The sequence below is a fragment of the Salifodinibacter halophilus genome (assembly GCA_012999515.1).
Lineage (GTDB): Bacteria > Pseudomonadota > Gammaproteobacteria > Nevskiales > Salinisphaeraceae > Salifodinibacter > Salifodinibacter halophilus.
Window position 1 is genome coordinate 281,116 of sequence record JABEEB010000001.1, and the last position, 25,057, is coordinate 306,172.

Sequence of the window (25,057 nt, forward strand, 5' to 3'; positions counted from 1 at the left end):
GCGCCTGTTGTCGTTATGCCTTGGTCACGGCGGCGAGTCTCAGCCGAGTGCTGCCTGCCAACGTCTGGCGTCGATCTCGATCAGCGTGGGCGACGTGCACGAGACATCGTTAAGCGCGCGCTCGAGCGCGATGGGGGAGTCGACGCGATGCGGGGCGAAGCCGAACCCTTCGGCGAGGTGCTGGAAGTCGGGAGGCGAGGGGGCGACACCGATGCGAGCGACGCCATGCGCCTCCATGTAGCGGCGGATTTCCTCGTAGCCGGCGTTGTTCCAGAGCACCACGACCACGGGGAGCTCTTCGTCGACGGCGGTGGCCAGCTCACTCAGGGTGAACATCGCACCGCCATCGCCTATCAGGGCCACCACCGGCGCACCAGGGGTGGCGATCTGGGCGCCAAGTGCCGCCGGCAGGCCGTACCCTAAGGTGCCGTAACCGGTCGACGCATTGAAGTAACGCCGAGGCATAGCACGTTCGACGAGGTGGTTACCGGCGTAGACCGGGTCGGTGGAGTCGCCGACGAGAATTGCTTCCGGTAAGGCCTTATCGATGGCCGTGTAAAGCGGCACAAAAGGCGCCATGTCAGGGCGTTCTGGCAGGGCCAGCGCGTCGTGTATGGCACGTACGCGGGCAGCTCCTTGACGTGAAAGCGGCGTCGGAAAGTGCGCCACTAGCGCGTCCAACGCGGTATGGGCATCGCTGACGAGGCCCAGGGCCGTCGTTTGGTTGCGCGCCAGTTGCTCGGCCTCCAGGTCGACACGAATGACGCGACCGGTCAACGTGAATCCGTCATCGAATACCACGTCGTAATCGGTTTCGCCGAGCTCGGTGCCTACGGCTAGGATGACGTCGGCCTCACGCGCCAGGGCGCGTGCCTCGGGCCAGGTGGCATTGGCGCCCAGGTCGAGCGGATGCTCGCGCCCGAGCACCCCCTTGGCATTGATCGTGGTTACGGTCGGGGCGTCGAGGCGCTCGACCAATGTTTGTGCCGCTGTCGAAGCGTCCGCGCAGCCGCCGCCTAGCAGCACTAACGGCATATGTGCTTGGCGTAGCCACTCGGCTGCCAGCGCAATGCCTTCGGGGTGTGCGGCGGGGCGATACAGCCGTGCCGGCGAGGCTGGCTCGGATAGGGCGATGGATGTATCGAAGAGGTCGGTGGGAATCTCGATGTGCACCGGCCCCGGCCGTGCGGATTGGAATACCGCGAAGGCGCGCGCGAGCACTTCCGGCAAAGCACTTGGGTCGAGCAGCGTATGGCTGAAGCGGCTGACGCCCGCCAGTACGTGCTGTTGGCTGGGCAGTTCGTGCAGGCGGCCTTGGCCGCGCCCCAGAGTGTCGCAACGATTGACGCTGGAAATCACCAGCATGGGTACCGAGTCGGCCAGGGCTTGGCCCATGGCCGTGGCGATGTTGGTCATACCCGGCCCGGTGATGATGAAGCAGACCCCGGGCTTACCACTGGCGCGGGCGTAGCCATCTGCCATGAAACCCGCGCCTTGTTCGTGACGCGGCGTGACATGCCGCAGGCCGCTCGCTTCTAAACCGCGATAGAGCGGTACGGTATGCACGCCGGGGATGCCAAAGACGGTGTCCACAGCATAGCGATCACGTAACAGTTGGACCAATGCCTCAGCGCAGCTGACATGCCGGGCAGAAGCGCGCGTTTCGTGTGTCATGGCAGGCTCCTCAGGCCACCAGCCAGTGGCCCATCAATACGATGATTGGCAGGGTGATGGCGGTACGCAGCAGGAATATGACCACCAGCTCCCAGAGTTTGAGTGGGATCTTGGATTTGAGCAGCAGAGCGCCGACTTCCGACATGTAGATCAACTGCGTCAGGGACAGGCAGGCGATCACGAAGCGGGTTAGCTCGCTTTCAATATCGCTGGCTAGCACAGCGGGCAGAAACATATCGGCGAAGCCCACCAGGGTCGCGGGTGCGGCTGCAGCGGCTTCGGGCACGCGCATCCATTCGAGAACCGGCACCATGGGGTAGGAAATCCAGGTGAAAAACGGCGTAAACTCGGCCAGAATCAGGGCTACGGTGCCGATGGCGACGACCAGCGGCAGCAAACCGAAAAAGATATCGGCCACGTTCAGCAGCGCGTGACGCAACAGTTGGTGTGGCCCGGGGGCCTTGTGGGCACGATCCACCGCCATGCCCAGGCTAGAGCGAAACAGGCTTTGGCTGCTGCTGTGTGTCTCGTCGAGACGGCAACCCATCGATTCATGGTAGGTCTCTGACTTGCGCGATAGTGGCGGCAGACGTGGCACGATCACGGCGGCCACCAGGCCCGCGACCACGACGGTGAGGTAGAAGGGGATAAAGAGGTGGTTGATGCCGATGAAGCTGGTCACTAGCAGTGCAAAGGCAATCGAGACGATGGAAAAGTTCGTCGCAATAACCGAGGCCTCGCGACGATTGTAGAAACCGCGTTCGTATTGCTGGGTGGTAATCAGCACACCCACGGTGCCGGAGCCCATCCATGAGGCGGTGGCGTCGATGGCGCTGCGACCGGGAAGCCCGAAAATCTTGCGAAAAGGGGCGCGCACCAGGCTGCCGATAAACTCCATGAAGCCGAAATCGACCAGAAACGGCAGCAGGAGAGCGGCGAAGAAGAAGAACGTCAGTAGCACAGGGGCGAGGTCGTTGAGCATGACACCGCCAGTGGTGGAAGCGGTTACGAACTCAGGGCCAACCTGGAAATAGGTCATGAGCGCGAACAGTGCGCCCAACGCACGCATCAGGATCCATAACGGCTCTACATCAAATAGTTCGTTGAGCGCGCCCGCGCGTGACCATCTCGGTTTGGCGGCCTTGACGTAGACCGTCAGCAGGACCGAAAGGCAGAGCACCAGCGTGGCGATAGCGGGCAAGGCATCGCCGAGCAAGGCCTTGAGGCCGTCGGCGAGCATGCCCATGCCTATGTTGATGGTGTCGCCCGTCGAGAAGGGCACCAGGAACATACCGACGCCGATCAGCGAGGGAATCAGAAACTTGAGGAGGCCGCGCGGGGTTAGTTGTGCGCCACTGGGGTCACCACTGTTAGTGGCGATGGAGTCGGGAGATGCGGACATAGATGTCACCACTTGTTGGATGGCCCCGTAACGGGGCATGAGATCAGCGGCGTTTGACGCCGGGCAGTACGCAGAGCATTTCGTAGAGCAAGGTGGCGCCCATCAGTGCGGTGTTGCCGCTGGCGTCATAAGGTGGCGCGACTTCGACCAGGTCGCCGCCGACCACATTGAGGCCCTGGGCGCCGCGGACGATCTCGAGCCCTTGCGCCATGGCTAGGCCCGCGGCCTCGACGGTGCCGGTACCGGGGGCTACCGAGGGATCGAGTCCATCGATGTCGAACGAGATATATACCGGGCCGTCGCCCATCTGTTCGCGCACCTCGGCCATCAAAGGGTCCAGCGATTTATGCCAGCACTGTTCCGCGGTCACGACACGGAAGCCCTGCTCTCGACACCAATCGAAGTCGTCGGCGGCGTAGCCGGTACCCCGAAGGCCGATTTGCACCACGCGTTGGCTGTCCAGCAAGCCTTCCTCCTGGGCGCGGCGGAATGTACAGCCGTGCGCCACTTCTTCGCCGAACATGTGCTCGTTGATATCGGCGTGGGCATCGATGTGGATCAAGCCGATGGGGCCATATTGGCTGGCCATGGCACGCAGGATCGGCCATGTCAGGGTATGGTCGCCGCCGAGCGTCAGAGGCACGGCGCCGTGAGAGAGCAGTTCTTGGTAGTGGCTCTCAATGATGCCGATGTTTTTCTTGAGGTCGAAGGTGTTGATTGGTGTATCGCCAATGTCGGCGACTTGCAGGCTATCGAACGGTGCGGCCCGGGTAGCCATGTTGTAAGGGCGCAGCATGCGCGATTCATCGCGAATCTGGCGCGGCCCCAGGCGCGTGCCGGGGCGGTTCGAAGTGCCGATATCCATAGGAATGCCCACGAAGGCGGCATCGAGTCCCTTGGCAGTTTCTTGTGTGGGAAGCCGCATCATGCTGGCGGGGCCGCCGAAGCGCGGCATGTCGTTGCCACCTAGCGGTTGGTTGAAACGCGGGATGTCGTGCTCGCTCATGCATCTCTCCTGGCAGTAAGGCGGGTAGTTATGGCGTGTTTTGCTTCCGCGCATGAAGCGTGCCAACGATCGCTAACTTAAAAATCAAATACTTAGCGGTTCCAGTGATGCAGATTTGCATTGTTTTAATGGCATAGATGATTTATTTTTGAATTCTAATTCAAAAATAAATCGGTACGGCATGTCCGACAACGATATTGAGGTTCAAACCCTCAAGGCTCTGGTGCATACCGGGCACGACCATGTGTTCATCGTCGACGCCAATGGCCGTGTTTTGGATGTCAGCCCCGGTAGTGCCGCGGTGTACGGCATGAGCCGCGAGTCGTTGTGCGCGACCACGGTGCACGAGCTAGAAACGCGCGGCGTATTGTCACCATCGGTATCGCTGGAAGTAATACGCACCGGCCAGCCGGCCCAGGTCATGCAACGTACTGGGACGGGGCGCCAAGTGATTGCCGAGGCGCATCCGGTTTATGCGGCGGGCACTTTGGTGCGTGTCATCAGCCGTTCCATGGACATGACCGACTTGCGTTTGCTGCAGGATGAATACGCGCTGCTTCAGCGGCGTTTCAACGAGCACCTAAAGCTTGGTGGTAGTCCGTCGTCGGACGATACGTTGGAGTTGGAGTCGCTCGAGGTGCATAGCCAAGTCATGCACGAGGTGGCGCAACTGATTAAGCGCGTGGCGGCGACCGACGCGACGGTGTTGATGCTCGGCGAGTCGGGCGTTGGAAAAACAGCCTTCGCGCGCCAGTTGCACCGTTGGAGCCGGCGTGGCGAGGGCGCGTTCGTGGACGTCAACTGCGCGGCGATTCCCGAGTCGTTGTTCGAATCCGAGATGTTCGGTTATCAGCCCGGCGCATTCAGTGGCGCTGCCCGGCTGGGCAAGGCTGGGCTGCTGGAGCAGGCCCACAAGGGAACGCTGTTTCTCGACGAAATCGGTGAACTTCCTCTGCCCATGCAGAGCAAGCTGTTGAAGGTGATCCAGGACGGTTATCTAATGCGGTTGGGCGACACGCGCTCGCGGCAGGTCGATTTCCGTTTAGTCGTCACGACTAACCAGGATTTGGCGCAACGCGTGGAAGAGGGACGTTTCCGACTTGATCTTTACTATCGACTCAATGTGATTCCCGTCACATTGCCGCCACTACGCGAGCGCCGCGAGGATATTCCCGCACTCGCAGAGCGCCAGCTGGCCCGGTTGAACGAGCGTTATGGCATGGATAAGGTTTTGCATCCCCGGGTTTGGCCAGAGCTGATGGGCGGCGATTGGCAGGGCAATGTTCGCGAGCTGGAAAACTGGCTCGAACGCGCGTGGCTATCCGCAGAAGGGGGTGTCATCGGAGCACCGATGGAGGCGTATGACGTAGCGCCGGCGCGAACCAGTACGGCAACAAGCGGGCGTGGCCCGCTAGCAACTTTGGAAGAAGGGCGCTCTCTGAGTGAAACGCTGGCGGCCGTCGAGGCCGAGATACTGGGTGACCTGGCCGCACGCCTGCCGAGCACTTATGCCATGGCCGAACGCTTGGGCATCAGTCAGCCGAGCGTCGTACGCAAGCTACGCCGTCATGGACTGCGGATTGTGTCGCGCGACTAGAGCGTCCCATGCAATACGCCGCCCGGTGGGAAGCGTATCAAGCATCGTACGGCGAGACTGATGATGTCTCAGGACGGCTCTTCTGCCTTGTCGTTGCCGCGCCTCTCCGTATGAGGCGCAGCGTGCAGGCAGTTGTTCGAGGTGCGCGGCTATGGCGGCTGCGCTGGCGATCTCAGCGGCCGCGGTAGGTGATCCGGCCCTTGGTGAGGTCGTACGGCGTAAGCTGCACGGTAACCGTGTCGCCGCGCAGGATGCGGATGTAGTGCTTGCGCATCTTGCCGGAAATATGTGCGGTGACGACGTGCCCGTTCTCCAGCCGCACGCGGAAAGTTGTGTTGGGCAGCGTCTCGACGACGGTGCCTTCCATTTCGATGTGGTCTTCTTTGGCCATGTAGTTCGTTGATAACCCGCGGTCAGGGCGAAAGTGTGGCGGCTAGATTGCCGTTCGGCAACTAATTGTGGTCAATGTGACTGGATTCAACATCTTGCGTCGGTTTCCAGTTCAAAATGCCAGCGATCGTGCGCCCGGTGCGCGGGTGCCGGCTGCTCGAGCGTCGCCAGAAATTGTCGCCGTGGCATGTCGAAGGCCCCCATGCGATAGAGATGGGGGGAGCCGATTTGGCCGTCGAGTAGCTCGAAACCCCAGGCCGCTAGTTGCCGGCCGAGCCAGACGAGGGCGATCTTGCTGGCGTCGCGCTCGCGCGAGAACATCGATTCGCCGAAAAAAACCGTGCCACTGGCGACGCCGTAGAGGCCGCTAATCAGCCGACCTTGGCGCCAGACTTCGATGGCATGTGCGTCGCCCGCCCGGTGCAGCGCGAGGTAGGCCGCGCGCATGTCCGTGCTGATCCAGGTACCGGCCGAATCCCCGCGTGGCTGAGCACAACCGTCGATCACGGCCTCGAATGCGGTGTCGAATGTTATGCGGTAATCGTTCCGGTTCAGCGTTCGCGCCAACCGTTTTGAGACATGGATGCCGTCTGGTTGGAATACAGTACGCGGGTCGGGGCTCCACCACAGGATTGGTTCGCCCGGTTCGTACCAGGGGAAAATACCGTGCGCGTAGGCGGCACGCAGTCGCGGCACCGATAGGTCGCCGCCGGCAGCCAGCAAGCCGTTTGGGTGTTCGAGTGCGGCCTGTGGCGACGGGAAGGGCGTGTCAGGGGTGGCCGGATCCAGCCAATAGAGTTGTTGTTCGCTCATGTGGGGCTGGTATTTTGCGTTGATTGGGCGTTGGGAAAACTGGAACGTGCACGCTCTTCGGCTTCGTGATCGGCGACCAGTGCACTCTCGCGTTCGACGAAATCCACGATGGCCGACCGTAGCGTTGGGTTGGCGATGGCATGCGCCGACCAGCTCGTGAATGGTTCGAAACCGCGGCGAATCTTGTGTTCGCCTTGTACGCCGGCGTCGAAAAACGCGAGGTTATTGGCGATGCAGTAGTCGATGGCCGCGTAATAGCACGTCTCGAAATGCAGATGAAGATAGTCGGTGTGGCAGCCCCAGTGGCGGCCGTAGAGCGCGTGTTTGTCACACATCATGAATGCCATGCCGACTGGATCGTGTCCGTGGAAAGCGATGAAAAACAGCGTTTGATCGGGCATGCGCGCGGCGAGTTCATCGAAAAACGCAGGGGTTAAATAGGGGTCCTGACCGCGTACGGCATAGGTGCGATCGTAGAAGCTGTATAGGGTTGACCACAATTCGGCGCTTATCTCGTGCGGGTGGCGAACTTCGATGCGCACGCCGGCGGCGTGTAGTTCACGGCGTTCGCGCCGGATTTGTTTGCGGCGCTTTGACGACAACTGTGCGAGGAAGGTGTCGAACGTGGCATAGCCGCGGTTATACCACCGATACTGACAGCCGCGCCGCATGGCTGCGGCTGGCGCGTTTATCAGCCCATCAGGTGCCTCGTCGGTGGCCGCTGCCAGCGCTGTTCGATCGTCGGCATCCGTAAAAAGCACATGGGCGCTGCTGTAACGTCGACCGTCGACCAGACGGGCGAGGGCGGCCGCAAGTTGTCGACGCGTATCGGCATCGCGGGCCAGTAGTCGTGGGCCGGTGACCGGCGTATAGGGCACGGCGGCGACCAGCTTGGGATAGTAGGCCAGGCCACACTGGCGATAGGCGTTGGCCCAGGCGAAATCGAATACGAATTCGCCGAACGAATCCTGTTTTTCGTAGATCGGCGCTGCCGCGGCGGCGTGGCCGTCGGTGTCGCGCAAGATCAGGTGACGTGGTTGCCACCCAGTGCCGGGCCCGACGCTGCCGCTGGCTTCGAGTGCCGCGAGGAACTCGTGGCGGATAAACGGTTGAGCTGTGGTCAGCAGTGCATTCCACTCGCTGGGCGGGATGTTGTCGATCCGGTCGACAGTAGTCACGCTCAGCATCGCTGCTTATTCACGCAGGGCGCTGGGTGTGCAAGCCGCCAGGCGCAGGCTGCCTGTAATACGTGCGACACATGCAGCAGTCCGAGGCGTAGCGTGTGTGCCGGGCCGTCGGCGCCAATGTCTGTGCTTGACGCGTAGCTTGTCAGTTGAAAACGTGAACCTGACTGGTCTGAGCTGCCCGGGGGGATCGCAAAACACCCAGTGCCGTTATACTGCGTTTCGCGTGTCAGTTGATAGCGTGCTGCTGACCGACGGTTTCTTTCAACGCGAACTGCACGCAAGCATCGTGCTCGAAAGAGGTTAGCTCCGCGCTATCCTCATCTGTGCGGTCGGCGTCGGTCAGTTGGCCGTCTGCATCGAAATGAACGATTGCGCCCATCGTTTGGACTCGGATTTCACCGTTATCGTTGGCTCGTTCGTCGAATGCGACCTGCACATAGCGCAGGCGCTCATCGGCGAAGCGCGGGATATACTGCGTACCTTCGGCGACGGCTGAGGCCTCGGCGTCCGAGAATTCCTCGATATTACCGTTCGAAGTCAGAATGAAGTGACGAGTCGACATATCGGTGTCGGATTCCATCATAAGCCTAATCCTGAAATAAGCCCGCGAGTCCGTTTTTCAAGCCACCGCAGACGATCGGCGAGAGTCTGTCAGCAGCCCTACGTTATACTGAGGAAAATGCCTATATTGCCGGAAAACCTTTTGATTCGCAGCGAACGTGGACTGTTCGGAGTGCAGCACTGATGGCGCGAGCCGCTGAACGTACGGCGAGCGGGAAGCCGAGTGTCGGCCCGCGCGCCCAATCATCGAAAAATGTTGTTAGCCAGTCGCGCCAAAGATTAGCCGCGCTTGCGCGCGAAGCGATCTTCTTTTTAGCCGCCGCCTGCAGCGTGTTCTTACTGGCTGCGCTTATCACCTATAGCCCAACGGATCCCGGCTGGGCCCGGGCCGGCGACGGCTCAGGCGTAGCCAACCTGGCGGGTGCGCCTGGCGCGTGGTTCGCCGACGTGCTGCTGCGTTTATTCGGCTATATCGGCTTCGTGGTGCCACTGGTGGTGTTCTACGGTGGCTGGGTTATCGGTGTACGTGGCGGTTTCAACGAAACCGATATCGTGACTGCGACAGTACGGCCGACCGCGTTGGCTCTTGCGGTATTAGCGCTGTGCGGGCTGGTTTGGTTGTGCATCGGCTCGGGGGCGCTATGGTTGCCATATTCCAGCGGCGGCCTGGCCGGTCTTGCTATTGCTCAGCCGTTGGTCGGAATTTTCAAGTGGGTTGGCGCGAGCTGGCTGCTAGCAACAGCTTGCGTGATCGCGTTGTCGATTGGGTTCAATATTTCCTGGTTGGCGGCGACCGAAGCCATCGGCGGCGTGGTGACTGACGTTGCGCTGCGCGCAGCACGTTTTATCGGCCCGCACGCGCGGCACGTGGGCGGCCTTTTGCTCGAGCGCGGTCGCGCGCTCCGTGCCGCCCATGCCGATAAGAAACGGGCCAAACGTAAAGATGCCGAGGCCAAGCGGGGCACCCAGTCGGCGCCGGTGTTCGATAACGCGGCGGACACGACGCCGCCGTACGCCAAGTCTGAAAAGCTTGCGGACGAGCAGGGTGTGGTGCCTGTGCCCGAGTCGACGCCGTACATAGCGCCCGAGCCTGACATCCCCCCTGAGCCCGCCACGCCGGCGGATACTGCGTCGTCACATGCGGCCACATCGGAGAAAAGCGCGTCAGCATCCGGCCAAGCGCAGCGCGCCGAAACTAGCGCGCCATCGCGTCCGACACCGCCGCCGGCTGTTGATGACCAGCTTGACCTTTCGATTGAGGATGATTCGGACGTCGAAATGCCGCGTTTCGAGGCGGGTGTCGACAGCCCGCTACCGCCGACGACGTTGCTGGACGCACCGCCGCCGCCGGCTGAAGGTCAGGATGACGAGACGCTGCAGCAGTACGCACACGCTTTGGAGCAGCATCTGGCCGATTTTCGAGTCAAGGCCACGGTTACGGCCGTGCAACCGGGGCCGGTGGTTACGCGCTTCGAGCTGCAGCCAGCAGCAGGCGTGAAGGTCAGCCAGGTTTCGAACCTGGCCAAAGACCTGGCCCGAGCCATGTCAGTGCGTAGTGTGCGTGTGGTCGAAGTCATCCCCGGTCGCAGCGTTATTGGGCTGGAAATCCCGAATCCGAACCGCGAGACGGTTGCGCTGCGCGCGTTGCTGGATTCGCAAACCTATATCGACGCTGAATCAGCGCTCACCCTTGCGCTGGGTAAGGACATTGCCGGCAACGCGGTCACTGCGGATCTGTCGAAAATGCCGCATCTGCTGGCCGCCGGTACGACCGGTTCGGGTAAGTCGGTGGCGGTTAACGCCATGATTTTGTCGATTCTGCACAAAGCCGGTCCGGAGCAGGTCCGCATGATCCTGATCGATCCCAAAATGTTGGAGTTATCGGTCTACGAAAAGATTCCGCACCTGCTGGCTCCTGTGGTTACCGACATGAAAGACGCGGCCAATGCGCTGCGTTGGTGTGTGGGTGAGATGGAGCGTCGCTACAAGCTGATGGCTGCTTTGGGCGTGCGTAATATCGCGGGCTTCAACGCCAAGGTGCGCAAGGCCAATGCGGCTGGCAAGCCGATCGAGGATCCGCTCCTGAAACAGGGGCAACCCGACGCCGAGGCGGCGGCCGGTGAGACCGTGCCCACCCTCGAGCCGATGCCCTCGATCGTGGTGGTGGTCGATGAACTTGCCGACATGATGATGGTAGTCGGCAAGAAGGTCGAAGAGTTGATTGCCCGCTTGGCGCAGAAGGCGCGTGCGGCCGGGCTGCACATGATTTTGGCGACACAGCGTCCGTCGGTGGATGTGATTACAGGCTTGATCAAAGCCAATATTCCGACGCGCATCGGATTCCAGGTGGCATCCAAAATCGACTCGCGGACAATTCTCGATCAACAGGGCGCCGAATCCCTGTTAGGCCACGGCGATATGCTCTATTTGCCGCCCGGCTCTGGATTTTCCGATCGTGTCCATGGTGCGTTCGTGGACGATCACGAAGTCCACCGCGTCGTGGAGTATCTGAAACAGACCGGTGATCCCGATTATGTTGATGAGATACTCGACGGCAATAGCGTTGCTGGGCTAGACGAAGATACTGAAGCGGGTGGCGAGGATGCCGAGTCCGACCCACTTTATGATCAGGCGGTCGACGTGGTGACGCGCTCGCGCAAAGCCTCTATTTCCTACGTCCAGCGTCGGCTACGGGTGGGTTACAACCGCTCGGCTCGGCTGGTCGAACAAATGGAGGCCAGTGGTGTCGTCGGACCAAGTGACGGTGGAACGCGCGAGGTGCTCGCGTCGCCGCCACCGGACGCTGATTAGTGCCGTGCGCCGTGTACGGCGCATGTCCGACACATTCAACGCTTCCTGCTAGGGTCTGCCTTCTATGACGTTATTTCGAGTAATCCATATGCGCACACTGCTGGTGCTATCCGCACTCGCCATCGGCTTGCCGTTAAACGCGGTTGCCGACGGCAGCGGTGGTGGCGAAGCCGCGCTGGCGAACTTCTATCGGCAAGTTCAGACGCTCAAAGCGCATTTCCATCAGGTTCAGCGCGATAGTAACGGCTCGGTTATGCAGACCGTTGACGGCACGTTCTATCTCGCTCGGCCGAAACGATTCCGTTGGGTCTATAAAAAGCCGTATCACCAGATCATCCTAAGCAACGGCAAGGTGTTCAAGTTCTACGATGTCGGTCTGAAACAGGTCACGATCCGCTCGATCGGCGCCAGCCTGAAAGCCACCCCGGCACGCTTGCTTTCGGGCGGCACGGGCTTGAAAAAAGCGTTCAAAATCGAAGATGTGCCCAACAAGAATGGGGTCGAATGGCTTGCTCTGACACCACGCTCGAACAACGCGCAGTTCGACAAGATTGAACTCGGGCTGAAAAACAACCGGCCAGAAGTGCTGCGCTTGCATGACAAACTTGGCCAGACAACTCGCATCAAGTTTAGCGATATCGAGCTCAATCCAGACATAGCCAAGAAGCATTTCAAACTGGATGTGCCCAGTGATGTTGCCGTGGTGGACGCGCGTGAGAAAAACAGTGGCGTGCCAACCGCCGGCAGTGGCAAGCAACCATCTGCAACGCCATGACAACGGCTTTAGCCAGCGTGGTATGCAAGCCTGCTGCGGTTCGTGCTGGTTGCCAGCGGTGCGCCGTTTCGGCAGGCTGGTCGGCGCGCCCAGGCAACACACACCGAGCGGTCAGTGCTTCGGGGGCTTGGGATTTTTGTATGACCAACACGGTGCGTTGTATATCTGTCGGTTAGCGCGTATGTTGCGCAATACCACCTACGCCTTTACGACTATCGTCTAGTACAACTATGCTACTTCGCATTAACATCGATTGGTGATGCCAACATGGCTTCTCAATCTGCGTCCGATACGCGCACCATCCTGATCGCCGATGACCATCCGCTGTTTCGGACAGCGCTGGGGCAGGCGATAAGCGATTCGTTACCCGATGCAACACTCGACACCGTGGGTGATTTCGAGCAGTTATCGAATCGGCTTACGCATGCTGACGACGTCGACCTGCTATTACTAGACCTGAATATGCCGGGCGCGAAAGGTTACGCCGCATTGGTCCACGCCCGGACTGCCGCGCCCACGTTGCCGATAATCGTGATTTCGGCCTACGAAGACCCGGACGTGGTCAGTACGGCGCTGGATCATGGCGCATCGGGTTTCATCCCGAAGTCGTCCGCATCGGAAACGCTGGCCGATGCCATCACAGCGGTACTTGCCGGCGGCGAATGGGTGCCGGCCGATGTACGCGCCGATCGCGCTGCGCGCGATAGCTTCTCCGACAAGCTGGCCACATTGACCGCACAGCAGCAGCGCGTGTTGGAAATGCTGACTGAGGGCATGCTGAACAAGCAGATCGCGATCGATCTGGCGATCTCCGAGGCAACCGTCAAAGCGCATATCACGGCGATACTACGTAAGCTCGCTGTCTCGACGCGTACCCAGGCCGTGATAGCCATGCAGAATCAGCGCTGGGACTGATATCGCGTCGACTCGCTTGTCGACGACACGGTGTCGTTTATCAGGCACCTGTTGATAGCTTAATGCCGAGCATAGCCGCGAGGGTGTCGGCGTCGATCGGTTTGTAAATAACGCGAGCGCCAAGCGCTTCAGCGCGCTCGGCCAGCATTGGATCGCGGTTCGCACTAGCCAACACGCGGCACGCTGGTTCCCCCGTGGGGCAATTGGCCAGTATTTCCAGTCCAGTAGGCGCGTCAGCGCCGAGGTCGTAGTCAACGATCAACGCGTCGACGACACCGTCGGCGACGATATCGACGGTATCATCGGGGTCAGCGACGAGCGCTTCGATCCCCCAGGAAGCCAGTATCGTCACGAGGGCGTCGCGCGAGGCGTTGTCGTCGTCCACAACCAGCGCTTGTTCGACATGCACATCGGCAATGGATTCGGTCGACGTCGTTGCTGTCAGCGTGTCAGCAGTGGGGACACTGGTGGTTTTGATAAGGATCGAAAAGCGTGTACCCCGGCCCAGTGTCGACTCAACCGTGACTCGATGGTCGAGTAAGCTGGCTAGCCGGTCGGCCAACGACAGACCCAGCCCAAGTCCGCGATCGGCGGTGCCGTCGGTGGAGTCACCGCGCTCGAATTCGTCGAAGATTGATGCTTTTTGTTCTTGGCTGATGCCCGGGCCGGTATCCAGAACCTGGATTTCAATCGCCTCGGGACGGCGCCGCACACCGAGAACGATGCGGCCGGATTCGGTGTAACGCACCGCATTCGATAACAGATTCTGGACAATCCGCCGAAGCAGTTTGGGATCGGTGTCGATGGCGGCCGTAGATGTGAGGTAATCCAGCCGCAGCCCGTGTTCGTCGGCGATCACCTGGAATTGGTCGGCCAATGGCCGCAGTACATCGTCGACTGATATGACATCGCGTTCGACGGGCCAGCGACCGGCGTCGATTTTGGAAATGTCTAGCAGTGGCTCGAGCAGTGCTTGAGCCGAGCCGAGTGCGTTTTGAATTTGCGTTATCGAAGCCGGGTCGATCGCACCGCGGCTTCGCCCGGCTGCGTCTGCGAACAAACGCGCGGCGTTTAGCGGCTGGAGCAGATCATGGCTCGCTGCGGCCAGGAAACGCGTTTTACTTTGGTTGGCCCGCTCTGCGGCCGCGCGCTCAGTCTCGGCCGCCTGTTCGGCGCGGGCGCGTTCAGCGTTTTCGCGCTGGAGTTGATCGTTTGAGTGCGATAGGGCCGCGGTGCGTTCGGAAACGCGCGCCTCGAGACGAGCATTGGCTCGGGCCAGATCCGCTTGTTTTTCCTTGAACGCCGTAATGTCGTTGAATGTGGTGACGAACCCGCCGCCGGGCACGGGATTGCCGGTCATGTACAGCACTGTGCCATCGCTTCGATGGCGCTCGAAGCGGTGTGGTTGGGCGCGGCGTAGATGCGCCAGGCGTCGCTGGACTAAATCTTCGACATTGCCTGGGCCGCACTCGCCGCGCTCGGCGTTGAAGCGGATTAGCTCGGCGATATGGCGCCCGGTTCGGACCAGGCCGGAAGGATAGTTGAACAGCGTCAGGTAGCGGCTGTTCCAGGTCACAAGCCGCAAGTCACCATCGATAACGGAGATTCCCTGGTCGCTATTTTCCAGCGCCGCGCGTAATACGCCACGGTTGAATTGCACGGCATCGGCGGTGCGATCGAGTACGCGAGCCACATCGTTGAAGTTGATATCGGCACGCGATGAGCCCGAGCGCAACAGCCAATGCGCGGAACTCGAACCGACGACACTAGCCAGCCGATGCTCGGCGAAGCGCACGAGTTCGGTATCGGCGATTTGAGGCGCAACAGCGCCGAAATCACGTTCGCCGGTGTACTCGCGGATGGTCTCGCGTGCGACCTGATCGCCTAGAAAACGGCGTAGGAGTGTGTCCAGTTCGCCGATGCGGATATTCGGGGCACGCGCTTTGGGTGGCTGTCGGTCACGGCGGCGGCCGCGACCTGGGTCGATGAATGCATCGGCCTGGGCACGCTCGATCAGATTGGCGCGCGTGTTGACTGATACGGCTGCCATGACCCCGATCTCGGTGATAAGTGTCCATATGATCCCCGCCGTCAGTGGATCGGATAATGGCAGGCTGAATATTCCGGCCGTGCCACTCCAGCCGATAAACTGGGCGCTGGACGTACCGGTGCCGAGCCGGCCAGCATGGAAAAACACGGGGATAAAGAGCGTGTAGAACCAGGCCGCTGCACCGGCAGCCAGCCCGGCGATCACCCCCTGGTGTTTGATCGATTTTATATAGAGACCGCCGAGCAGTGGTAACGCGAGCAAAGCGAGGCCGGTCAGGCCGACCATGCCTAGATCGACAAGGTTACTTGTTGGATTGGCGGCGACGCCCACACATATGGCGCTGAGATACAGGATCGCGACTAGCTTCTCCACGCCGCTTAGCAGGCTCGGCGACGGATGGTGCCGGGCGCGCCAGGGAGATAGCCCCTCATCGACCAGGCTACTGGCCACGCTCGCTGCGGCCAGGCAAGCAGTGGCGGTTGCCAGCGCGGTAACGGCCGCGAGAATGAAACCGCCCAGCCAGCTGGGACCCAGTAACGCGGGTAGTGCTAATGCCAGATGGTCGTCGATCTGGTTGTTGGCACTGATGAGGGCTAAACCTGCGCCGCAAATCAAGATGACGCCGCCGACGAGGACGACCATCAATATAGGCAGTGCGATGCTGGCAGTTCGGTGACGACGGCCAGAGGCGGGTCGTTTACCGGTCAACGAAAAACGGCTAGGCAATACGTAGACCGCGAGCGTCGCTATGACCACGATGGTTAAAAAGCGTGGCGTCACGGGGGGAGGTCCGAATATGTCGCCGATCGCGGTGAGGGACCACAGTGGTGTAATCGACAAACCGTGGCCGGCCGTTGCGTGATAGATGGCTAACGTGACTAAAACGACAAACACCGCCAGTGCGAGGCTCATGGTCGCGCGAACGAGAAGGATGAGCCCTGTGGCCAAGCCGTCGCCATCCGCGAAGCGGCCGGGCCGGGCGAGCAGGGCACCGGCGGCGATCACGGCCGGCAATGCGCCGGCGATAAATGGACTAGTCGGCAGTCCGAAAGCCACCCCGGCTGCCTTGGTGACGGTCTGGAACTCGGCGATGAGCAGCACACCGAGGCTAGCGGCCGCCATTAGTGACGAGACGATGGCAACTGCTGGTGAACGGCCGTAACGGGCGCTGATAAGCGCCGGCAGCGAGAGTGTGCTTTGTTGATGGGCCGTGACTTGTAGTCGGCGCGCGACTGGCCGCAACAACAACAAGGCGAGTACTGGTGCCGCAAAAATACCCAGTATTGCTTCATCACCGCGCGCAATGGCGCCGATCGCGCCAAATACTGGCCACGCACTTGCAAGTGAAGCCAGGGCCATCAAATAAACGCCAGCGACTGGATGCTTGTGCTGGTGCGCATGGCCAGCGCCTAAGCTGAGACGCCCCAGCGCTGGCGCGGCGAGTCCAATCACCAATAAAAGCAATCCGGCTATTATGGCGGCTAACGTCATCAATCCCTCGGCGAAACCCGAATACGATCGGCTGGTGTTCGTTGGCGTCACATGCAGTTGGCCAGACCGGTCGCTATAATGCCAGTCAAATCAGCCCTGGATACTACTATGCTCGATCCGCGCGTACTCCGCGAGGACACTGATCGCGTTGCCGATGCTCTGGCCGAGCGCGGTTATTTTTTCAATGCCGAGGCATATCTCGGCCTGGAAGAAAATCGCAAGGAGTTACAACAAGACGTTGAATCATTGCAGGCCGAACGCAACCGGCGTTCGAAAGAAATCGGCCAGGCCAAGGCCAACGGTGAAGATATCGAGCCACTCAAGCGCGAAGTTGATGGCCTCGGTGAACGCCTGGCCGAAGCCAAGCGCGAACTCGACAACATACGGGAACAGGCAGACGAATTCCATCGCGACCTGCCGAATCTGCCGCAAGCTGATGTGCCGACGGGCCAGGACGATACCGACAATGTCGAGCAATATCGCTGCGGACAACCGCCTGCGTTTGATTTCGAACCGCGCGACCACGTCGACATCGGCGCCGCCCTGGATGGGCTCGATAGCGATGCAGCCGCCACGATTGCGGGGGCGCGGTTCTCGGTGCTGTCCGGTGGGGTCGCGCGTCTGCACCGAGCGCTCGGCAATTTCATGCTCGACATCCATATGGCGAATGGCTATCGCGAAGTCAACGTGCCATTTATCGCCAATTCGGCATCGCTTTTCGGAACCGGCCAGTTGCCCAAGTTCGAGGATGATCTATTCCGCTTGAGTGAGCCGTCGAACTATTACTTGATCCCGACCGCCGAAGTACCGGTGGCCAATCTCGTGGCCGACCAAGTGGTGCCCGCGGAGGATTTGCCGCTGAAATACGTTGCACACACACCGTGTTTCCGCGCGGAAGCCGGGTCAGCGGGGCGTGACGTACGCGGCATGATTCGCCAGCATCAATTCGAGAAAGTCGAGCTGGTCTGGGTGACAACGCCCGAGCAATCGAACGAAGCACTGGCCTGCCTGCGTGCCGATGCCGAAGACATACTCGCCCGACTGGGGTTGGCCTATCGTGTGATGACGCTGTGTACGCGCGATATGGGCTTTTCAGCGGCACGCACCGAGGATCTGGAAGTCTGGTTGCCGAGTCAGGAGACTTATCGCGAAGTGTCCTCCTGCAGCAACTGCGAAGCGTTTCAGGCACGGCGCATGGGGGCGCGTTACCGCGATCCGGAGACGGGCAAGCCGCGGCTCGTACATACGCTGAACGGTTCGGCACTTGCGCTTGGCCGGACACTGGTCGCGATTCTGGAAAACTACCAACAGGCTGACGGCAGTATCGCCGTGCCCGAGGCATTGATTGGCTACATGGGAGGCACGACCCACATCGAGCCGGTAGCTGCCGACGCCTGAACGTCAACGCATTGGCAGGTCAGCGCTTAGCTCGCGGACCAGTGACTGGTAGCGCGGGCCGGGGAAGCTAGCCTGCGCGCGGTCCAGCTCTGCGTTATCGATCTGTGGTGCAAACGTTCGTATAAACGAGCGCATGAAGCCAGTCAGGAATAGGTTATGCCGAAAGGCGATGCAGGTCGTACTCGGCGCGAAAAGATGGCTTGCATCCAGGCGCACTAGATCAGTGTCGTTTTCAGCTTCGTAGGCCATGCTGGCCACGACACCGATGCCGAGATCCTGACGGACGTAGGTTTTGATCACGTCGGCGTCGACCGCGGTCAGCACAACGTCCGGCGTTTCGCCCGCGCCTTCGAACGCACGGTCGAGTTGCGACCGGCCGGTAAAGCCGAAGGTATAGGTGATGATGGGATAGGCGGCGATGTCGGCCAGTGACAGCGTCTCGACTGTGGCCAATGGATGGTCTTGGCGCACCAATACAGCGCGGTTCCAGGTATAGCAAGGCAGCAAAATCAGGTCATCGAAGTTTTCCAATGCTTCGGTGGCGATCGCAAAATCGGCCTGGCCGGACGCTGCCCAGGACGCGATCTGGGGGGGTGCGCCCTGATCAAGATGGAGCGCGACTCGTGGATAGGCCCGCCGGAACGCAGCGATCGTTGGCGGCAGCGCGTAGCGCGCCTGGGTGTGCGTCGTGGCGATAGTGAGATTGCCGGCGTCGGCGTCGGTGAACTCATTGGCGGTCCGGCCGAGGTTATCGACTTCGGTTAAGATGCGGCGTCCGATGTCGAGAATGCGCGAGCCGGCAGGGGTAATGCGTCCGAGGTGTTTGCCGTTACGTTCGAATATCTGCACCCCGAGCTCGGCTTCCAGCAGCCGAATCTGTTTGGACACGCCCGGCTGTGACGTGTGGAGCTTGTTGGCCGCTGCCGTGATATTCAGGTCCTGCTCGGCGACAGTATGAATATAGAGCAATTGTCGGAGCTTCATTGTGTCGCGCTTTTATGCCTCAAAAATCTGACAGCATGAATATATATCACTTCTGGCATTAAATGCGACCTGATAGCCTTGCTCGCCGTGTTCCAAATAAAGCGACATACACGCCAGCTACCCCGAACGTCGCCGTACGCCCGCGTTGTTGGCCGTGTTGTATCGTCAATTAATTCTGTGAGTGAGCTGCTAGGCCCGGTCGTGTCAGATCGACAATCAGCAATATGTTGTGGTGCGAGCGCGCGCGCCGCGCGTTTGGTGGCCCGCGTAGTGGTGTCATTCGCTCGTTCTGGACTCGGCTCGACAATCATTTCGGGTATCCAGCCGGTAGTACAACGCCCGGCCTTGAACAAGGTTGTTGTGCATGAGGCTATGGCCCTGTCCACTTGGATGGAATCGTACTGATGGGCATTATCGAATTTGTGCTCGCCGGGCTCGGCGTCGGTATCGCCATTGGCATGACTGGCGTGGGCGGTGGCTCGCTGATGACGCCGCTTTTGATTATGGGTTTTGGTTTACCGCCGTCGACTGCGATTGGGACCGACCTTCTGTATGCAGCCTGTACCAAGAGTTTCGGTGCGTTTCTCCACGGCCGGGCGCGTAGTGTCCATTGGCCCACCGTCGGGCTTATGGCGATGGGCAGTGTGCCGGCGTCACTCGGCATGATCGCCTGGCTGCATACCAATGGCATCACGCCGTGGGTTGAGCACTTGATGACGATCACGCTGTGTATCGCCATATTTGCCACGGCCGTGGTTTCGTTGTTGCGCACACGCCTGATGGGCAATCGTTCGATTGGTGCGGAAGCTGTCGCTACGGCACCTATCGACGGTCCGGCACGGGCGGTTATCACGGTCGTGGCCGGTCTCGCGCTGGGGGCGCTGGTCACGCTTTCATCCGTGGGTGCCGGTGTGCTTGGCACGACACTGCTGTTATTGCTTTATCCACGCCTGTCGATGTTCCGGGTGGTTGGCACTGACATCAGCCACGCTGTACCGCTGACACTTGTCGCCGGGCTTGGCCACGTCGAACTCGGCAGTGCGGAGCTGGCAACGCTCGGTTTTCTCTTGATCGGCTCCTTGCCCGGTATTTATATTGGTACACAGCTCGCGCTACGTGTCCGCGATCAGCTTCTGCGTGGGCTCGTAGCCATCCTCCTGCTCGCCGCGGGCGGCGGCATGCTCTGGCACACGCTTTCGGCATTCGGATTGGTTGCCTAGCGCCAGCTTATTGCGGCAGTAAGCGATGACCGAAACGGCCAGTTTCCCGATATTTGTACGGCTTGTCGGTGAACCGGTGCTCGTTGTTGGCGGTGGCCGAGTCGCCGCACGCCGTATCAGGCGGCTACGCCGCGCCGGCGCGGCGATCAGCGTGGTGGCACCGCGATTGACGCCGGCGCTGGCGGATCTCGCTGATGCGTCAGTGCTTAGATGGTGGGATCGCGCCTTTCAAGACGAGGATGTTGCTGGGTTTCGGCTAACCATCGTGGCGACCAACGATCCGGCGGTTAATCGGCGCGTGGCCACGGCCGCTCGCGCCCATGGCTCTTTCGTGGCGACCACGGATGACAATGCAGGCGCCGATGCGCCGATCGGGGACGCGGTATTGCCGGCGGTCGTCGACCGTGATCCCATCCAGGTTGCCGTTGCCAGCGACGGGCGGGCGCCGACGCTATCGCGGCGTCTACGCGCTCGGCTAGATGCGTTCATTCCGCGTGCCTACGGTGAGTTGGCTGCGTTAGCCGGCACGGTTCGACAGCGCGTTGCGCAAAGTGTGCCAACGCGTTTGCGCACGCAATTCTGGACCGACGTTTTCGAGGGCGAAATCGCCGAGCACGTTTTTGCGGGCCGGCTGAATACCGCACAGCAAGTGCTCGCCAAGCGAATCGAAGACGCGGAAAAACACGGCGAAGTGACCGGCACCGGGGCCGTGTTTCTGGTTGGCTGTGGTCCGGGTAACCCGGATCTTCTGACGTTTCGTGCGCTGCGGGCCATGCAGCGCGCTGACGTAGTGTTCTACGATAGCCTCGTGCCGACGGCGATTGTGTCCCTGGCCGCCCCGGACGCCGAATTTCGCCACGTCGGCAAGCGAGCGGAACACCACACCATTGCGCAGGGCGAGCTGAATGCACTGATGGTGGAGCATGCATCGGCTGGCGAACGCGTGGTGCGCCTGAAAGGCGGGGATCCGTTCGTTTTTGGGCGCGGTGGCGAAGAGATCGCCGATCTGGCGGCAGCCGGTGTCGGCTTTGAGGTGGTGCCCGGGATTACGGCGGCGGGTGGTAGCGCAGCATATGCGGGGATTCCGCTGACCCATCGCGACCATGCGCAGTCGGTTATTTTTACCACCGGCCATCGCCAGGCTAGCTCGCTAGCGCTGTCGTGGGCAACACTGGCCCAACGCGGGCAGACAGTCGTCTTTTTCATGGCCAGACGCAATCTCGCGACGATCTGTCGCTCACTGCTCGACTATGGGCTACCGGCCGATTGGCCGATCGCTTTGATCATCGACGCGACGACCAAACAGCAGATAGTGGCGAGTGCGACCCTCGGCGAGTGGGTCGATCCGGGCGAGCAGCCCGAGCTCGACGGCGATGGCGCCGGTTTGGCGATTGTAGGCGAGGTCGTGCGCTTGCGCGCTACACACGGCTGGTTCGAACCGAGCCGGGAACCGCCGGCCGACTAACCCGTCGGCCGGCTATCCTTAGAGGCGTCGGCCAGCTTTAATTATCGCCCATACCGAGGCCGAGTAGCATCAGCAGGCTCTGGAAGAGATTCAATGCGGCGACAAAAAGCATGACGGTGGCGCGGATATAGTTGTCCTCGCCGCCATGCACGATTTCGCCCGTCTGCCAGACGATGAGGCCGGACATCAGGAGTACGAATAGGAAAGAGACCGCCATTTCGAGGGCTGGAATCTGGAAGATGACGGCGATCAGGCTCATCACAAAGGCCACCAGAATCCCGACCATCAGGGTGGCGGTCCACTGGTTGAAACGCCGGCCAGAGGCCAGTGCATAGGCTGACATGCCGACGAAAATCGCGCCGGTACCGCCGAGGGCGAGCATCACGATTTGCCCGCCGTTAGAAAACATATGGAGATATGCGTTGATGATCGGCCCGAGCGTGTAGCCCATAAAACCGGTCAGCAGAAAGACGAACAAGAGTCCCCAGCCGCTATCGGCGGTCTTTTCCGTGGCGAATAGCAAGCCAAAATAGCCGACCAGCGTTATGATTAGCCCGGGATAGGGTAGCTGCAGTGCCATCGCGGTAGCCGCCATGGCTGCCGAGAAGAGCAGCGTCATCGAAAGCAACAGATAAGTGTTGCGAAGAACACTGTTAACGGCCAGCGCGGTCTGGGCGTTGGTCGCCGATATGTTCGGATTCGTTGCCATGGTTTTGCGTTCCGGGAGTTGCCGTGAAATCGGTTCGATTATGTAGGGCAATGAGCGTAGTTTGCAAGTGCCGCTTTAACGTAGATCCGGTTCTTGTCAAGAGGTGACGGCGTCTATGAGTGTGTTCAGCTTGGCGAATGCGTGGCGATGCGTAGGCGGGTTGATGGCAAGGCGCATGGTGTATGGTCCGGGCGCGTTAATCGGGATCGCCGCCCTGTTGCTGGCATGTGCCCAGTCGTCGCCCGGCAACCAGGCTCTGCCGGCAGCGGTTGGTCAGCCCACGGCGCACGCGCGTGATATAAGAGTTTTGGATAACCCAGGCTTTGTAGTCGGCTATGATTTGAAACGGCGGCGGGCAGCCTGGGTTGCGTTCCAGTTGCGGCCGGTGGGGCACAGCCAGCCGATGCAGCGACCGGATTTTAAGCCCGATTCGAGACTGGCGTCGAAGCGCCAGCGTACGCACTACGACAAACGTGGTTTCGATCGTGGGCACATGGCGCCCAACTACGCCATGCGCCAGCTCTACGGTCGTCAGGCCCAGCGTGCCAGCTTTTATTACAGCAATGTCGTAGTCCAGCGCAGCCGGCTTAACCAGCTCGTTTGGCAGCGCCTCGAGGAAATCGAGATCGACGATCTTGCGCCGCAGCTCGATGCGCTTTGGGTCGTAACTGGCCCAGTGCCGGCCGACAATGGTGGTTTGCCGAACGCGTTCTATCGAATTTGGCTGGCCCGTGGTAGTAGCGGCCAGTGGCGGACACTGGCATTTATCGTGCCGCAAAGCGTGCGCGGCGACGAAAGATTGTCGCGTTTTCGAGTCTCGATCGACCGCATCGAGTCGGCGACCGGACTCGAGTTTTTCCCGAAGTTGGACCACAAGACGCAGCAACGTCTGGAAATCGATCGTGCACCGGCTTCGACATTCGGGTTTGCACGCCACGCTTGCCAGCCCGCGCGCTATCGTTCCAAGTGGCAGGGTCGCGGCGGCATTCATCTGAACTTCGATCGTTGTGACGACCGGTGAGCGGGTTAATTTACACCGCGGGGCGGTATCGTGATCGGTCTGGTCGCCGTATAAACGGGGCGTGGTATGCACGTTGATCTAGCTGATTGTGTGGTTCTCCACCGCCGTGCCTGGCGTGAAACCAGCTTGATCGTCGATGTGCTGGCGCGCGAACATGGGCGTTTCGCGCTCGTGGCCAAAGGGGCGAGGCGGCCGAAAAGCCGTTGGTCGGGTACGCTCGAACCGCTGGCGCGTGTCTCGTTATCCTGGCGCGGTCGCGGTGACATGCCGACCCTTGCGGATGTCCAGCCCGGCGCGCCACGACGCCTGGGCGATAACCGACTATTGGCCGGCCTTTATGCCGCGGAGCTAACGCTGCGTCTGTGCGCGCGCGGCGATCCGCACCCGGCTCTGTTTGACAGTTTCGCGACGCTGCTCGAAATCCTGGAGCAGGGCGCGCCGGCGGTGGTGGCTTTGCGTTTTTTCGAACGTGACTTACTGGCCGAATTGGGCTATGGGTTGGATTTGTGGCATGCCGCGGACACCGGGCAAGCCGTGGTGGCCGGACAAGCCTATAATCTAGTGGCTGATGTCGGATTCGAGACAGCCGATAACGAAACGGTCGACGCTGTGGACGGACGCGTTTTGATTGGTTTGCGCAGCGGGCGCTTTGAATTGGGTGCGGACGTACGCACCGCTCGTGATTTGATGCGACGCGCGCTTGCACCGCATTTAGGCGATCGGCCCCTTAAATCTGTCGCCACAGCGCATGCGATGCAGCGGCTCGGCCGGCGGTCGGACGCTGTCGAGACCGCCGACGCCGCACACCGATCATCTGAGGAGCCCAGAACATGAGCGCAGAGACCAAGCCACTCGATACTGTACGGCTCGGCGTGAACGTAGACCATGTCGCGACGCTTCGCCAAGCCCGGCGGACCGATTATCCGAGTGTCCAGCGCGCCGCGCTTACCACGATGGCGGCTGGCGCGGCCAGCATCACGGTTCATTTACGCGAGGATCGTCGACATATTCAAGATGCCGATGTCGAAGCCTTGATTGCGGCCGACGACGTGCCTGTGAATCTGGAATTGGCGGCGACGCCTTCGATGCTGGCGATCGCGACTCGCTTGAAGCCGCGTGACGCGTGCCTTGTGCCGGAAAAACGCGAGGAGTTGACCACCGAAGGCGGCCTCGATGTGGCCGGCCAACCTGAGGCAGTGGCCGCTGCGGTAAAACGCCTAACCGAGGCGGGTATCCATGTTGCGCTCTTCATCGATCCCGATGTCGATCAGGTGATGGCGGCTGCGCGCACCGGTGTGCCGGCGATCGAGCTCCATACCGGTGCCTACGCCGACGCGCCGGCTGGTGCCGCACGCGAACGCGAATGTTCGCGCATCGCCGATGCGGCAGCGCGCGGTGCGGATCTTGGACTGGAAGTCCACGGCGGCCACGGATTGAATCAGACCAACGTTGGGCCGATAGCCGCCATTCCATCGATTGTCGAGCTCAATATTGGTCACGCGATCGTCGCCGATGCGATTGAGTTGGGAATGGCGGATGCCGTTCGCGCTATGCGTGAAGCAATCGACGCGACCGATTGCGATTGAGC

20 protein-coding genes are annotated in these 25,057 nt (G+C 60.8%); 10 read left to right on the forward strand and 10 right to left on the reverse strand.

Annotated features, from left to right (window positions below; translation table 11 throughout):
• Positions 1-39: 39 nt before the first annotated feature.
• The 3 genes from HKX41_01315 to speB all read right to left on the reverse strand — a co-directional run bounded on the left by HKX41_01315 (position 40) and on the right by speB (position 4,067).
• Positions 40-1,674, reverse strand: coding sequence for a 5-guanidino-2-oxopentanoate decarboxylase (locus tag HKX41_01315; protein NNC22798.1), 1,635 nt, complete (start codon positions 1,672-1,674; stop codon positions 40-42).
• A 10-nt stretch (positions 1,675-1,684) separates the two neighbouring features.
• Positions 1,685-3,055, reverse strand: a complete 1,371-nt coding sequence (locus HKX41_01320) for a YjiH family protein (protein NNC22799.1) — start codon at positions 3,053-3,055, stop codon at positions 1,685-1,687.
• Between the two features lie 64 nt (positions 3,056-3,119).
• On the reverse strand, positions 3,120-4,067 hold the full coding sequence (gene speB, locus HKX41_01325; GenBank protein ID NNC22800.1) for an agmatinase: 948 nt from the start codon (positions 4,065-4,067) through the stop codon (positions 3,120-3,122).
• A gap of 196 nt (positions 4,068-4,263) precedes the next feature.
• On the opposite strand from speB, the gene HKX41_01330 reads away from it, so the two are divergent.
• A complete protein-coding gene (locus tag HKX41_01330; GenBank protein NNC22801.1) occupies positions 4,264-5,679 on the forward strand; it encodes a sigma 54-interacting transcriptional regulator in 1,416 nt (471 codons plus the stop codon).
• Positions 5,680-5,851: 172 nt separating this feature from the next.
• Here HKX41_01330 and infA read toward each other — a convergent pair whose 3' ends face one another.
• The 4 genes from infA to HKX41_01350 form a co-directional block, all read right to left on the reverse strand.
• Positions 5,852-6,070: a translation initiation factor IF-1 gene (gene infA / locus HKX41_01335; GenBank protein NNC22802.1), complete on the reverse strand. Its 219-nt coding sequence runs from the start codon at positions 6,068-6,070 to the stop codon at positions 5,852-5,854.
• Between the two features lie 86 nt (positions 6,071-6,156).
• Positions 6,157-6,882: a leucyl/phenylalanyl-tRNA--protein transferase gene (locus HKX41_01340; GenBank protein NNC22803.1), complete on the reverse strand. Its 726-nt coding sequence runs from the start codon at positions 6,880-6,882 to the stop codon at positions 6,157-6,159.
• The gene (locus HKX41_01345; GenBank protein NNC22804.1) at positions 6,879-8,069 is read right to left on the reverse strand and encodes a GNAT family N-acetyltransferase; all 1,191 of its coding nucleotides are present in this window, start codon (positions 8,067-8,069) and stop codon (positions 6,879-6,881) included. Before HKX41_01345 ends, HKX41_01340 begins: the two co-directional genes overlap by 4 nt.
• 226 nt (positions 8,070-8,295) lie before the next feature.
• Positions 8,296-8,652: a hypothetical protein gene (locus tag HKX41_01350; GenBank protein NNC22805.1), complete on the reverse strand. Its 357-nt coding sequence runs from the start codon at positions 8,650-8,652 to the stop codon at positions 8,296-8,298.
• A 161-nt stretch (positions 8,653-8,813) separates the two neighbouring features.
• Here HKX41_01350 and HKX41_01355 point away from each other — a divergent pair, with 161 nt between their 5' ends.
• From HKX41_01355 to HKX41_01365, 3 genes are all read left to right on the forward strand, one after another.
• Entirely contained in the window at positions 8,814-11,441 is a 2,628-nt protein-coding gene (locus HKX41_01355) for a cell division protein FtsK (GenBank protein ID NNC22806.1), read from the forward strand.
• A 64-nt stretch (positions 11,442-11,505) separates the two neighbouring features.
• A complete protein-coding gene (gene lolA / locus HKX41_01360) occupies positions 11,506-12,216 on the forward strand; it encodes an outer membrane lipoprotein chaperone LolA (protein ID NNC22807.1) in 711 nt (236 codons plus the stop codon).
• Between the two features lie 267 nt (positions 12,217-12,483).
• Positions 12,484-13,131, forward strand: a complete 648-nt coding sequence (locus tag HKX41_01365; GenBank protein NNC22808.1) for a response regulator transcription factor — start codon at positions 12,484-12,486, stop codon at positions 13,129-13,131.
• Positions 13,132-13,171: 40 nt separating this feature from the next.
• Here HKX41_01365 and HKX41_01370 read toward each other — a convergent pair whose 3' ends face one another.
• Positions 13,172-16,723: a response regulator gene (locus HKX41_01370; GenBank protein NNC22809.1), complete on the reverse strand. Its 3,552-nt coding sequence runs from the start codon at positions 16,721-16,723 to the stop codon at positions 13,172-13,174.
• Positions 16,724-16,780: 57 nt separating this feature from the next.
• Here HKX41_01370 and serS point away from each other — a divergent pair, with 57 nt between their 5' ends.
• Positions 16,781-18,070 (forward strand): serine--tRNA ligase, encoded by a 1,290-nt coding sequence (gene serS, locus HKX41_01375; GenBank protein NNC22810.1) that lies wholly within the window; start codon positions 16,781-16,783, stop codon positions 18,068-18,070.
• A gap of 3 nt (positions 18,071-18,073) precedes the next feature.
• On the opposite strand, the gene cysB is transcribed toward serS, so the two are convergent.
• The gene (gene cysB / locus HKX41_01380) at positions 18,074-19,054 is read right to left on the reverse strand and encodes an HTH-type transcriptional regulator CysB (protein ID NNC22811.1); all 981 of its coding nucleotides are present in this window, start codon (positions 19,052-19,054) and stop codon (positions 18,074-18,076) included.
• A 404-nt stretch (positions 19,055-19,458) separates the two neighbouring features.
• Here cysB and HKX41_01385 point away from each other — a divergent pair, with 404 nt between their 5' ends.
• A complete protein-coding gene (locus tag HKX41_01385; GenBank protein ID NNC22812.1) occupies positions 19,459-20,274 on the forward strand; it encodes a sulfite exporter TauE/SafE family protein in 816 nt (271 codons plus the stop codon).
• Positions 20,275-20,299: 25 nt separating this feature from the next.
• Positions 20,300-21,739: a uroporphyrinogen-III C-methyltransferase gene (gene cobA / locus HKX41_01390; GenBank protein ID NNC22813.1), complete on the forward strand. Its 1,440-nt coding sequence runs from the start codon at positions 20,300-20,302 to the stop codon at positions 21,737-21,739.
• Positions 21,740-21,776: 37 nt separating this feature from the next.
• Here the strand turns inward: cobA and HKX41_01395 are convergent, their stop codons facing one another.
• The gene (locus HKX41_01395) at positions 21,777-22,448 is read right to left on the reverse strand and encodes a Bax inhibitor-1/YccA family protein (GenBank protein ID NNC22814.1); all 672 of its coding nucleotides are present in this window, start codon (positions 22,446-22,448) and stop codon (positions 21,777-21,779) included.
• Positions 22,449-22,563: 115 nt separating this feature from the next.
• Here HKX41_01395 and HKX41_01400 point away from each other — a divergent pair, with 115 nt between their 5' ends.
• The 3 genes from HKX41_01400 to HKX41_01410 all read left to right on the forward strand — a co-directional run bounded on the left by HKX41_01400 (position 22,564) and on the right by HKX41_01410 (position 25,055).
• Positions 22,564-23,469 (forward strand): DNA/RNA non-specific endonuclease, encoded by a 906-nt coding sequence (locus HKX41_01400; protein NNC22815.1) that lies wholly within the window; start codon positions 22,564-22,566, stop codon positions 23,467-23,469.
• Between the two features lie 66 nt (positions 23,470-23,535).
• A complete protein-coding gene (gene recO / locus HKX41_01405; GenBank protein ID NNC22816.1) occupies positions 23,536-24,303 on the forward strand; it encodes a DNA repair protein RecO in 768 nt (255 codons plus the stop codon).
• Positions 24,300-25,055, forward strand: a complete 756-nt coding sequence (locus tag HKX41_01410; GenBank protein ID NNC22817.1) for a pyridoxine 5'-phosphate synthase — start codon at positions 24,300-24,302, stop codon at positions 25,053-25,055. Before recO ends, HKX41_01410 begins: the two co-directional genes overlap by 4 nt.
• Positions 25,056-25,057: the final 2 nt, after the last annotated feature.